General features: G+C 37.6%; 12 protein-coding genes. 5 read left to right on the top strand and 7 right to left on the bottom strand.

What is annotated here, in order from left to right:
- Positions 1-6: 6 nt before the first annotated feature.
- From AVFI_RS18585 to AVFI_RS18570, 4 genes are all read right to left on the bottom strand, one after another.
- On the bottom strand, positions 7-450 hold the full coding sequence (locus AVFI_RS18585) for a PAS domain-containing protein (protein ID WP_012535121.1): 444 nt from the start codon (positions 448-450) through the stop codon (positions 7-9).
- Positions 450-1,454, bottom strand: a complete 1,005-nt coding sequence (locus AVFI_RS18580; RefSeq protein WP_012535315.1) for a response regulator — start codon at positions 1,452-1,454, stop codon at positions 450-452. Before AVFI_RS18580 ends, AVFI_RS18585 begins: the two co-directional genes overlap by 1 nt.
- A 135-nt stretch (positions 1,455-1,589) precedes the next feature.
- A complete protein-coding gene (locus tag AVFI_RS18575) occupies positions 1,590-1,955 on the bottom strand; it encodes a hypothetical protein (protein ID WP_017019455.1) in 366 nt (121 codons plus the stop codon).
- A 324-nt stretch (positions 1,956-2,279) separates the two neighbouring features.
- Complete coding sequence (locus AVFI_RS18570) at positions 2,280-2,831, bottom strand: DUF3332 domain-containing protein (RefSeq protein ID WP_011263448.1); 552 nt, start codon at positions 2,829-2,831, stop codon at positions 2,280-2,282.
- 316 nt (positions 2,832-3,147) lie between these two features.
- Between AVFI_RS18570 and AVFI_RS18565 the strand changes: the two genes are divergently transcribed.
- From AVFI_RS18565 to AVFI_RS18555, 3 genes are all read left to right on the top strand, one after another.
- Positions 3,148-4,386 (top strand): L-lactate MFS transporter, encoded by a 1,239-nt coding sequence (locus tag AVFI_RS18565; protein WP_012534661.1) that lies wholly within the window; start codon positions 3,148-3,150, stop codon positions 4,384-4,386.
- 109 nt (positions 4,387-4,495) lie between these two features.
- Complete coding sequence (locus tag AVFI_RS18560; protein ID WP_155662739.1) at positions 4,496-6,850, top strand: fatty acid cis/trans isomerase; 2,355 nt, start codon at positions 4,496-4,498, stop codon at positions 6,848-6,850.
- A gap of 67 nt (positions 6,851-6,917) precedes the next feature.
- The gene (locus AVFI_RS18555) at positions 6,918-7,556 is read left to right on the top strand and encodes a hypothetical protein (RefSeq protein ID WP_236782102.1); all 639 of its coding nucleotides are present in this window, start codon (positions 6,918-6,920) and stop codon (positions 7,554-7,556) included.
- Here AVFI_RS18555 and AVFI_RS18550 read toward each other — a convergent pair.
- The 3 genes from AVFI_RS18550 to AVFI_RS18540 form a co-directional block, all read right to left on the bottom strand.
- Positions 7,548-7,922 (bottom strand): hypothetical protein, encoded by a 375-nt coding sequence (locus AVFI_RS18550; RefSeq protein WP_054776206.1) that lies wholly within the window; start codon positions 7,920-7,922, stop codon positions 7,548-7,550. The two genes, AVFI_RS18555 and AVFI_RS18550, sit on opposite strands and share 9 nt — an antisense overlap.
- A 192-nt stretch (positions 7,923-8,114) precedes the next feature.
- The gene (locus AVFI_RS18545; protein WP_155662738.1) at positions 8,115-9,518 is read right to left on the bottom strand and encodes an FAD-dependent oxidoreductase; all 1,404 of its coding nucleotides are present in this window, start codon (positions 9,516-9,518) and stop codon (positions 8,115-8,117) included.
- Between the two features lie 178 nt (positions 9,519-9,696).
- Positions 9,697-9,930 (bottom strand): hypothetical protein, encoded by a 234-nt coding sequence (locus AVFI_RS18540; RefSeq protein WP_012535185.1) that lies wholly within the window; start codon positions 9,928-9,930, stop codon positions 9,697-9,699.
- Between the two features lie 163 nt (positions 9,931-10,093).
- On the opposite strand from AVFI_RS18540, the gene AVFI_RS18535 reads away from it, so the two are divergent.
- Positions 10,094-11,740, top strand: coding sequence for an ABC-ATPase domain-containing protein (locus tag AVFI_RS18535; RefSeq protein WP_155662737.1), 1,647 nt, complete (start codon positions 10,094-10,096; stop codon positions 11,738-11,740).
- A gap of 110 nt (positions 11,741-11,850) precedes the next feature.
- On the top strand, positions 11,851-12,873 hold the full coding sequence (locus tag AVFI_RS18530) for an IS110 family RNA-guided transposase (protein WP_065624874.1): 1,023 nt from the start codon (positions 11,851-11,853) through the stop codon (positions 12,871-12,873).
- Positions 12,874-12,990: the final 117 nt, after the last annotated feature.

Below are 12,990 nucleotides of genomic sequence, written 5' to 3'. Positions count from 1 at the left end.
TTTGTATTATTTTTGGTTTAATCGCTCAGCCAAAGCTTCCGCAGTTACGTCTTCAACCGCTAGAAACATTGATTTGATTTCCCCTGTTGTACTTCGCATTGGGTTCAATGTGACATTCTGATACATAAACTCACTCTGCTGAGTAATTGGCCGAACATTACGGCAACGAAATAAATACGGTTTTTGACGCCAAGTAATGAAACTGCGCGTGCCTAATTCAAAAACAGGTTTAGATTTTGCTTTAAACCAAGCGTCATTTATTTCTGGAAATAAATCGAACAATGATTTTGTCATCACATCATGAGCTTGTTTCCCACTATGATGTGTCATGAATCCATTCCATAAGTGCACATTAAATTCTTTATCGACTACAATAAGTCCGATATCGACGTTTTGCACCATGTCGACCATCCAATGAAACTGTTCAAATTCAGCTGGGATCCCATTCATTATTCGTCATCCAATAGGTAAGCAAGTTTGTTGTCTAAAATTGGTAGAGATTCGTCTACTATCATCAATAGCATGTCACATTTAATTTGTGTGCCATCAATGTTATAGCTGACCTCAAAAGCCATGATGCGGTTGAATGTCCCTTTGGTTGATTCAACGACACTATCTATAGAAATATGCTGACCAAGCAATACTGGTGCACTTTGGAAAAAACGCACCTCTGCTTGCTCACCAATTCCCTTAAGGAAAGCACCAACCAAAATGTTTGAAACATCCATTAATAGCTCAAGCTCTAAACTTGCATCGTCACTTTCTGGATAATCCATTAAGGTTAATAAATCGGATACGCTTGAATCACTTAATAAAATCAAGGCTTCACCAGCGATACCTTCGCCACTAAATCCTTGGCACACTCCGGACATATGTTCATTAGTCGCTAGGTGGCGTAATGTCATTTGCAATTCACTCATTTCGAATAAATTGACGTTTGGTAGTGGCATGTGCACAAATACATCAAAGTGTCTTGCTAATGAATCTGCTGCTCGCCCTATTGCTACATTAGCCACCTCAAGATACACATCTCGACGTCGCAACTGAATTGGTTGAACCGACTGCACTTGATAGCTTGCAGGCTTTTCTGGTTGAATACCAATATTCTGTAAGGTTGAGATTAAAGTTGCTTTATCTAATGGTTTTTTGATGAAGGCTTTTGCACCCAGTTCAGCAACTCGTTGTTGTGCTTTAGGTTGTATATCACCAGAAACAACAACGGTAGAAATAGCAATGTTACGTTTTTGAATCTCTTCAAGCGTACCGTAGCCATCTAACTCAGGCATGGTTAAATCAAGGAAAAGAATATCAAAGGTATTGGCTTCTAATTTATGAATCGCTTCCCAACCATGTTGAGCAAACTCAATATTTGCTCCCCATGATACAGGTATTACACGGGATAATTGTTTACGAGCCAGAGCGGAATCGTCACAGATTAAGATGGAAATGGCCATCTATTTGAACCTTAATTAATAAATCTATTACTGCACTATATCAAGGATTATAGGCCATGAATACGGTAAAGAATATATAAGACATGAAAAAGGAGCCTTAAAAGCTCCTTTGTCGTCAGTTACTTGATGCTTTGTTTAGGCTGTCTTCAAGTACTTCTTTAGCAATGGCTTAGAAATTTTTGCATCTTTAATCTTAAACCAAAGGTAAGTGGCAACAATGGAAAAGAATAAATATGAAACAGCAAAAATAAACGGTGATGAGATTAACTCTGCGTTCATACTAATGATCACGCCCGTTATGGTTACTGTGATTTTTGCGAATAAGCCTAAAACCAGCATTAACATTGCAAGTTGAGGATACTTTGTCGTTCGAAATGCAAACCAGTGGCAGCACCCTACAGCTAATGTAGCGATACTTAACCCTAAAATGAAAGAATGAAAATGCTCAGCAGCTGCAACACCACCGATGGTTGATATTAAAAAAATCAGAAGTAATTTCATAAACACCTCAAATGAAAAATTGGAGCATCCTTTCAAATTTGAAATCTTTGTTTCCGCTGCATTCTATCGCTTTTAATTCAAAATTCAAGTATATGAAAAATGCACAATTGTTACGCAAATGTTTCAGTGATGATGAGTTGAAATAAGCAACAAACCATAGACGTGATAGTTAATAGAAAAGTCTTATTAATGACGCATTAAATGTTAATGGTTAGTTAATTTTAATGGTATTGAGAAGAGAAATATATTTATAAAATATTTGAAATAAAGCACAAAAAAAGCACCCTATTACTAGAGTGCTTTTAAAATTAGATAAAACGTAGATTAAGCTTGAGTCGCTGCTACGTAGTTTTCTAATTCTGAAATTTGTACTGTAGTGATGTGTTTACCGTCTAGGTAGAATGCAACGCTATCATCTACTTTTTCGCCACGAAGTACTTGTTGAGTACCATCCAGTAATGCAACGTGCATTTCTAATGTGTTCGCATCGATTTGTTCAACCGTTGTGCTCTTAACGTTGTTGTTAACTTGTAGAGGTGCAACTGGTGCTTTTGTCATTGATGCATCGATTTTGTCGTTAACTTTAAATACAGCACCGCCAACATCTTTATCTACGATCGCAGGGCTCTTACCTGTGATGATGTTTTTACCAGTCCAGAATTCGATTGAGTTAAAGATAAATAAGTCAGCTGCAGCTGAAATACCATAAACAGGTGCAAGTAGAATATAAAGTCCAGCACGGCCGTAACGGTTATCAACTGCTTTCAAGTTACCAAAAGTAACAAGTTGAGTAACACCCATTTGACCCATACAACCAGTTAAAGTAGTTACGCCTAGCGCCACTGCTACAGCTATTTTCATCTTTTTAAAGTTCATAATATTCTCTATTTATTAGTGTTGTTGTTAACGCGGCGCATATTATCAAGTAATTATTTGTAAAAATAGACCCAACATCAATATTTTACAAAGATATGACAGAATAATGCCGCTTGACCGTCAATTGTATGACGCCAATAAAAGTGGAATATTAGATTGAAAAAATGTGGTGTAATTTTCATACAAGCTATTCCAATAAATAAAAAGTGCTGATAAACTCCGCGCAGTTTTACGTGACACATGTCTTATTTCTAAAAAACAGCAGTTAATTCATTCAAAATTAATTGTAATAAACTTTCAACTCACCGAGAAAACGATGAAAAATATCGATAAAGCAATGCGTATCCTGCTTGCAGGCTTTTGTATCAACCTATGTTTAGGAATTCTTTACGCATGGAGCGTATTCAATAAAGCACTTGTAACTGATATGGGATGGACAGCGTCTCAAGCGTCTCAACCTTATGCGACTGCAACGATCACTTTTTCAATCTGTCTTTTAGTTGCTGGTATTCTTCAAGATCGCATGGGACCACGTTTAATTCTTATTTTCGGTACGATTCTAGTTGGTCTAGGTATGATCGCTTCTAGCTTTGCCGAAACCGTGTTCATGCTTAATATTACTTTCGGTATCATGACTGGTGCTGGCATTGGTTTTGGTTATGCATGTCTAGCTCCATCTGCTATGAAGTGGTTCCACCCTTCTAAGAAAGGTATGGTAAACGGATTAATTGCTGCTGGTTTTGGTTTAGCTGCTATTTACTTAGCGCCTGTTACATCAGCTCTTATTTCTATGTACGGTATTCAAACTAGCTTTTTAGTTCTTGGTGTAGCCATTCTTATTATCGCTGTTCCTTTAGCAACAACGATCAACAACCCACCAGAAGGTTACCAACCAGAAGAACCTAAAGTTAAAGCGGGTAAATCACCAGTGGCAACTCGTAAACCAATGGATCTAAATTGGAAAGCGATGCTTAAAACGCCACAGTTTTATTCTCTATGGATTATGTACGCATTCGCTGCATCTGCTGGTCTTATGATCATTGGTAACATCACAACAATTGCAAGCATGCAAGCAAATCTACCAAATGCGGTTTATCTAGCTTCTCTTCTTGCTGTATTCAATTCAGGCGGTCGTGTTGCTGCTGGTATGCTTTCTGACAAGATTGGTGGCGTAAAAACACTGCTTATCGCATTTGTTCTTCAAGGTGCGAACATGGCTCTATTTAGCATGTACGACAATGAAGTAATGCTAATCATTGGTACGGCTGTTGCTGCAGTTGGTTACGGTACATTACTAGCTGTATTCCCATCACTTACTGCTGAGTTCTACGGCCTGAAAAACTACGGCACTAACTATGGTGTTCTATACACTTCATGGGGTATTGGTGGTGCTATCGGTGCTGCAGTTGTTGGTTTCTCAATGACTCAAGGTGGTGACTATGCTCTAGCGTACACTATCTCTGCTGCAATGGTAGGTGTTGCTATTATTCTAGCTCTAGTTACTAAGCCGATCTCTGAAGAGAAAGCACAACAACTAAGTCCAGCTACAGTTTAATATTATTCAATAAAATCAAAGCCCGTTTGCAATTGTAAACGGGCTTTTTTTGTTTTTTTCGCCTTTTATTATTACAATATAACTTATCTTGAATTTATTGGATTTGCCTATGTTTTCTAAACGCTCGTTATTGATTGCCTTTGTTGTTATTTTCTCAGGTTGTGCCACGTACGCCACATATAACTACGATCAATTATTTGGAGAAGAGCAAGTCCAGAATCGCATTCATGAGTATAAGTCACCAGAAAGCATTGATTACCTTGAAGAAGTAAAACCTCTTATCGATAAACGCTGTGTAGTATGTCACGCCTGTTACGATGCACCCTGCCAATTAAAAATGTCTTCAGCGGAAGGTATCGATCGTGGTGCGCATAAATCGAAAATTTATGAAGGAACACGTTTAGTTGCTGCAAATCCTACCCGCTTATTTGAGGATGCTCAAACAACGCAAGAATGGCGTGATATTGGTTTCTCCCCTGTGCTTAATGAGCGTGAACAAAATGAAATAGCAAACACCGAAGCTGGTGTTATGGCACGCATGCTGACTTTAAAACAAACGAATCCATTGGCTAAAGAAACGCAGTTAACGGGTTATGATTTCTCTATCGATCGTGACCAACAATGTCCGACAATCGAAGAAATGTCGGATTATGAGAGTCAATATCCAAGCTGGGGTATGCCTTATGGTATGCCTGAGTTGTCTAATTCTGAACACGACTTACTAATGAATTGGTTAGAGCAAGGCGCTCATATGAGTGATATTGCTCCGCTATCGGATTCAGATATCGCAAATGTTGAAAAATGGGAAACCTTCTTCAATGGTAATTCATTAAAAGAGCAGCTTACCGCTCGTTACCTATATGAACACCTGTTTTTAAATCATCTATATTTTACAAAAGATCCTAATACGTTACGCTTCTTTAAAGTTGTACGTTCAGCAACGCCTCCAGGTGAACCTTTATCGCTTATCGCAACACGTCGACCATATGATGACCCGGGTGTAGAGCGTGTTTATTATCGCGTTGTTCCTGTCAGAAGTAGCATTGTTGATAAAACACACATGCCCTACTTACTTGACCAAGAACGTTTTCAAAAATGGAATCAGTGGTTTGTTACTGCAGATTATCAAGTAACGTCGCTACCAAGTTACTCAACTGAAATTGCAGCTAACCCTCTGGTTACTTTTGTGGATTTACCGGTTCACTCACGTTATAGCTATTTGTTGGATGAAGCTCAAGATACAATTCAAGGCTTTATTAAAGGTCCTGTTTGTCGTGGTCAGTTAGCCTTAAATGTGATTAATGATCATTTTTGGGTTTTCTTTGTCGATCCTGACAAAACAGACAGTCCTGATGTAGTTAAGTTCTATAGAGAACAAAAAGAGAATCTTGCTTTACCCGCAGAATTAGACAGTACAACCGTACCAATTACGAGTTGGATTCAATATTCTCGAAATCAAGCTCGCTACTTAGAGGCGAAGAATACTTATTTAAATAGCATTTTTGCTGACGGAAAACACTTAACACTTGATCTAGTGTGGAATGGTGATCAGAAAAACGATAATTCGGCATTAACTATCTACCGTCACTTCGATAGTGCATCGGTGATTAAAGGGTTAAATGGACCTACCCCAAAAACCGCTTGGGTAATTGATTACGCTCTATTAGAACGCATTCATTATTTATTAGTTGCTGGATTTGATGTTTATGGCAATTTTGGCCATCAATTAATGACCCGTATGTACATGGATTTCTTAAGAATGGAAGGTGAAAGTAACTTTTTAGCTTTATTACCTAAGAAAATGCGTAAAACAGAATTTGAAAGTTGGTATCAAGACCCATCACCACAATTAAGCCGTTTTTTACAACGTGATGTTCAACCGTTTGAACAGCCAACACAGATCACTTATACGTCTGACAACCCAAAAGATGAGCTTTTTGCTAAGTTACGTAAGCGTATGGGCAAAGGTCTATCAAATCGTTACAGCGTAACTAATGCAGATTTAGATAAGTCTTCACATATTGCGTTAAACAATATTGATCGTATCCAAGGTGATGGCCTTCAATACCTTCCACAAATTATGACGTTGAAAGTCGTGTCGAGTAAAAGGAACAGTGAATTTTTTACTTTGTTAAATACAAGTGCACATAAGAATATTTCTTCTTTATTTAATGAAGAAGGAAATCGTATTCCTAAGCTTGACCGTTTGTCTATCCTATATGGTGTTGTGGGTAGTTACCCTGCAGCCTTTTTAGAAATTGAAGAATCTAAATTATCTGATTTTGTTAAACAATTAAGCAAAGTGGGTTCTGAAGAAGATTACGTAGCATTACTTGATAGCTATGCAATTAGACGCAGCTCAAATAAATTCTGGGCTTATAGTGACGAGTTAACAGAATGGTATAAAATGAAATATCCAATCGAAGCGGGTCTTCTGGACTACAATCGTTTTGAAAATAGATAATTCTTATTTTTGAATATTGAAAAGTGAGTGTACACAGGAGACACTCACCTTTTTAGGGGTATTTTACTTGTTGGAACAAATATTTATACAATGCCTTAATGCATTTAGTGATGATTACAAAACCATTTGTAAGCATCATTACCCTACTATTCATAATCGTGGAATGTCGCCAGCACATCTAAGCTCTGCTTTTCATCGTCGATTAAAAGCAATCATTCAAGCTGAAGGTCACTCTTGTGAAATAACGCTTTTTTCACATGATGCAGAACATCAATTATATGTTTTTTCATTAATAATCAATGATGAACGTATATGGATGAGCTATCCTCAATTTTTAAATGCAAAAACAGAAGCCAAAACACAAATATATGTGGCTATAGAAGCGCTTAAGAAAAATGATGCTTTATTATTGAATGACCACTTAGTGGTATTGTGTGATCACTGGTTTGATAGAACAAGAAGCAGTAAAGAATTGTATTTTTGGTGGACCGGTAAAATGCCTGAAGATAATTCAGTGTATACTCACCAAGGTATTCATAACTTAATCTCTGAAACCACACTCGATAAGCAATTAAATAACTTAAGCATGACATGTTTGAATCGCTCTATATACCACCCCTTAGAGTCGAATCAACAACATGTCTTACTTAAATACTTTTTATGCTTTGGTTTATTCCGCTATATTCACAACAGTTTTTTATCCTAGAGCCTCATCATCGTCTTTGTTGGCGTGCTCAATATGGATAACCCCTTTACAGCCTAGGTTTTCTATCTGCGTTTTATGTAGTTGAGTACTTAAATAAAAGCCGTATTGGTAAAGCGTTTCACCTTTTACTGATTTTATTTCTTTTCGATACACAATATCGCCAATCATTGCAGGAAATGAACGAATTCTAAGTTCACAACTGCCTTCTTGTAATTTACGTTCACTTGTAAAACCAAACCCTTTTTTAGATACATCCATTAATTTAACGCTAACAAAAGGCATCAATCTATGTGCCCAAAATATTTTAGCATTAACAGATTTTTTACACTCAAATCTGGGCCAACGGCGCTTTAATAAAAATTCCACATCTCACCTTGAGTTTGTCTTTATGCGCTTATTCTCAACAAAAACCGAGGATATTTCAACAAGATTATCAGTAAAATTATCATGAATGATACACTGTATAATGGATTATTTTTGATTTTAGCACGATTATACAAACCATATATGTAAACAGCTTTTTATATTCACCGATATAAATAACTGAACATTAGGTCTTTAATACGTTTGTGCAAGCTCAACTGGATACCCTCTTTCTATGGCAAACTGTTCGGCTAAGTGACAAACGGCATCATTAGATGGTTGAGTGAGTGTATTGACTTCTTTGCTTAATTTTATTTGTTGTGCTATTTGTTTTGCGCACTCAATAGCAGATGAGGCTTTTACTATCTCTGCTCTAAAATAACCATGACCATCATAATCAATCGTCGCGGCTCTTAGTGTTATATCATCCCCTGGAATTTGTTGAGCACCATATAGCGGTTTACCAGCTGTGGATGCGGTTTCAAACGAAGCAATAAATTGTGATAAATGTTTGATGGCCTTTTCAGTTCGTTCTTGCTGAATACTTTCTTTCCAACCGTTCGTAATTTTATTGATGAATTTTTCTGGTAACTGCGGTTGAGACGATAGCTCTGATGAACGAGATAACCCATCTTTAAATAACGTAATCTCTTCTGTCATACCGTGTAATTGAAAATAGCCATTAGGATACGGGGTTAACTGTGCCATTCCTTTTGGTGTGCCTCTTTCTCCATGAAATATTACTTCTGGCCATTTCCCAAAAAAATCACTATTCCAATGTGTTACGTAAGCAGCTTTAAATTCAACTAACCTTTTGGTCTGCTGTTGTGCAAGGTCATCTATGATACCGGTGCGAAATCCGGCACAATTGATGACATAATCAAAGTTACAATTAGTGACGGTGTCACTGTTTGAAAAACTCAAAAACCAACTGCCATTATCTTGCTTATTTAATTTTTCAACTCGACTTGAAAGGTGCAGGTTTACATTGGATTGTTCACTGAGAATTAATTGTGCGGTTGATGCCATTCTAAATACACTTAGCCCATACTCTTGCACAATGACTACTGGGTATTTTATTTGCTCTAAATCTGTGGTTTTAGCGAATGGGATCATCCACTCTGTCATTGAGCGAGGTTGATTTGTTGGTTCAAGTTTTGCAATCTCAAATAATTCTTGTTTAGTAAACGTCGTGAAATAATCTTCTGGTCTACCAAACACTTCATTCTTTTTAGATTGTTCAATGAGTTGCTGATAGTGCTTTTGCAATAAATTTAAACGCGGTAAAAGATCGCTCGCTTCAGCTCTATCATCTTTAGGTACAGCGATAATTGTCGGTCGAATATTTAATGAATGAGGGAAAAATTGAGCGGTTTGAATTGACTCTGTTAATAAGGCGATACATTGCTCATCAGAGATCTCACGGTACAAATTACCGCCGGCGTGTAAATGACAAATAGGTGGGCCATTAACTAAACTGGTTCCTTGCTCAAAAAGATCAATTTCAATATCAAATTTTGACAGATACATTGCAATTGTTGAGCCTGCAACGCCACCACCAATGATGGCTACTTTCTTTTTTGAAGGTTTTTTGTCCATTATTTTCCACAATCCAAGCAATATTTATATTAACTTGGCTATTTTACTTTGCGTCACAAAAAAATAATAGAATAGAGAAAGAAAAAGCTTGATCTATATGTATTGTACTTATAATTCAATAAGTTAAACTGTTATTCAAACAGTTACCCACAGAAATTGTGGATAACTGTGGGTAACTTTAACCCCACAAGGTTAATTTAATAATTCTGATAGCAACACCTAAGATAAGTACGCTAATTCCAATTCGATACCACTTATATTCATTAACAGACATTTCAATTCGCTTTACAAACAGCATAAATGCACCACTTATGTCTGATGTTCTTCGAGAATACTGGGTTATTGAGACTAGTATGCTCACAATACCAATCAACATAAATAAATACTGCGCTATATCAATGAGAAGTTCCATATTTAAGCTCCTTATGTGTTCTATGTAACTATCTCTTTTTTCATTGATTAAAGTAAATTAGCAAATAGTCTTATATATTTTCAGTATGCTGTTATAAAGAGGTACTTATTCATCCTTGTATTTTGTTATACTGCTCACAACTTTATTAGATTATGTGAATGTAATGGAACAGCTTGAAGCCAAACTAAAAAAATTAGAAAAACGAAACTACCGTAGTTATACCTCTATTAAAGGGGAATACGATTTTACCGACTTCACTCTGTATATCGATAATGTTCAATCTGACCCTTATGCACCACCAACACGTATTCGTGCAAAACGTGCTTGGTCGTTAACCCATCTTCAATGGCTTCAAGAAACCTCACTTGATTATCAACGTGCCGCTCGTGATTTCTTAGCTCGCCACTTTAGTGAGTTATTAGAAAAAGATGCAACGCTTTCAATTGCGTTATCTGGTCAAACGGTTTTGGACCACACTTCAGTAATTTTTGATGATGAAGGTATTGAACTTCGTTACAACATTAATTTACCGGCTGAAGGTCGTGAGATTTTAGCGAAAAAAGCGATTAATATTTTAACTTTCCATATGCCAAAATATGTACGCCGTACACTTTTAGCTCGTGAACTTCCTATTGAGGAGTTAAAAGAACATTGTAAAGTTATCGTAGACCAAGTCGCTCTTCGTCGTCAGCTTTCTGAGCACGGTTTAGTTGCTTTTGTTGCTAATGGCAGTATTTTACCTCGAATTGCTGGTAATAATGATCGTCCAATGAAAGATGCGATCGCATTTCAGAGCCCTGAATCGTTAGAAGTCGAGCTAATGACACCTAACCGTGGTCCTATTAAAGGAATGGGTATTCCAAAAGGTATAACGCTAATTGTTGGTGGTGGTTTCCATGGTAAATCCACGTTACTTAATGCTTTAGAGCGTTCTATTTATGATCATATCCCTGGTGATGGTCGTGAGTATATTGTAACGGAAGAGTCGACAACAAAAATTCAAGCAGAAGATGGTCGTTGTGTTCATAATTTAAACTTATCGAATTATATTAACCATTTACCTATGGGTAAAGACACAACATGCTTCTCAACTCAAGATGCGTCAGGCTCTACATCACAAGCAGCATGGCTTCAAGAATCACTAGAAGCTCAGGCTAAAGCCCTCTTAATCGATGAAGATACGTCTGCAACCAATTTCATGATCCGCGATGAACGTATGCAAGCATTAGTAAATAATGGTGCAGAACCCATTACTCCTCTTGTCGATCGTATTGGTCAATTACGGGATGAAATGGGCGTATCAACGATTCTTGTTATGGGTGGCTCTGGCGATTATCTTGATGTCGCAGACACAGTTATCCAAATGCATGATTACCAAGCTGTTGATGTGACTTCAAAAGCAAAAGAAGTGGTTGCTTCACACCCTACAACACGTGTTCGTGAAGGCTCTGACAATTTGCTACCAACGGAAACGCGTCAATTAAACCGTTCTTCTCTTCAAGCGATTCTTCAAGAAGGCAAGTTCCGTATTCAAGCTAAAAATAAAGATTCATTACGTTTTGGCCGTGAATACATTGATATTACCGCTATCTCGCAACTTCAATCTTCTGCGCAGGTTCATGCTATTGGTTGGATGTGGTTTCAGTTATCACAAACTCCAGGTTGGGAATCGAATCCTGTTGAGTTTATTGCTCAGCAACTTCATGATAATTGGCATGAAATGATGCCAAAACACGGCGATTTGGCGAAACCTCGTGTTATTGAGGTAATGGCTACACTTAACCGTATGCGTGTAGCTGAATTTAAATAGTAAATCACAACTTTTATCAGGCCTCCTTCTATAGGGGGCTTAATTATATGGTCCGCCTCACTCTCAAACTCCTATGCTTAGAGTAGGCATGCAGAAATGAGGTGAACCATATGTCTTCCATCCAAATTTTAGGTATCGATTTAGGTAAACATAGCTTTCACGTGGTTGGTCATAACCACTTGGGAAAAGAAGTTTTACGGAAAAAATATAGTCGTAATCAATTAATCTCTTTTATTGCGAAGCTAGAACCAACAATAATTGCTTTTGAAGCATGTGGTGGCTCCCATTGGCTCGCTCGAAAATGCATAGACTTAGGCCATCAGGCCAAACTTATCCCGCCTCAATATGTAAAACCTTATGTGAAAGGTAATAAAAATGACTTCATTGATGCGGCTGCGATAGCAGAAGCAGCAAGCCGACCATCTATGCGTTTTGTTGCGGTAAAAACAGAAGATGCACAAGTTATAGCAACCATTCATAGAATTAGAGATGGTTATATAAAAGAACGAACGGCATGTATGTCTAGAATTGGCGCCATTCTACTCGAATTTGGGCTGAGCCTGCCCAAAGGGCATGCGAAGATGAAAGCTCTTTTTCAATGGTTAGCAGAGCAAAATCAAGAATTACCCCCGAGTTTACTCAATGAGTTATGCAGTATTCATGAGCATTACTCTTATTTGAGCCAACAAATAAAGGAACAAGACATTAAGCTTCATGATATTTCTGAAAATAATGAATTAGCTCGGTTATTAAAAACAATTCCTGGTATTGGAGATTTAACATCAACGCTTTGTATCGCTGATGTGAGTTCTTCAAATAACTTTGCAAATGGTCGTAATATGGCAGCATGGCTAGGTCTTGTTCCTAGGCAGTTTTCGACAGGAGGTAAACCCAAGTTATTGGGTGTTAGTAAACGAGGAAATAAACAGCTTCGAACCTTATTTGTTCATGGTGCTAGAGCGGTGCTATCTAGACCTGACACCACAGGGAAAGTATTTGGTCAGTGGTTGGTCAATTTGAGGGCAACCAAGCCGTTTAATGTTGTAGTGGTAGCGCTTGCCAACAAGCTAGCAAGAATAGCTTGGGCGGTGTTACAACACCGCCAAGCTTTTAAGGCTGCAAAGCAGCCATAACCGAGTTTGCAACGTCAATGAATGTGATGACAAAAACGGTCAATCGGCCAGATTAAAAACCTGATACAAAAAACAGCATAAAAATGCTTTCGGCTTTTTAAGGATAATCTGGCGCGG

Source organism: Aliivibrio fischeri ATCC 7744 = JCM 18803 = DSM 507, assembly GCF_023983475.1.
GTDB classification, from domain to species: Bacteria; Pseudomonadota; Gammaproteobacteria; order Enterobacterales; family Vibrionaceae; genus Aliivibrio; species Aliivibrio fischeri.
Note: the sequence above shows the minus strand (reverse complement) of the source record. Positions and strands in the feature narration are given on the sequence as shown.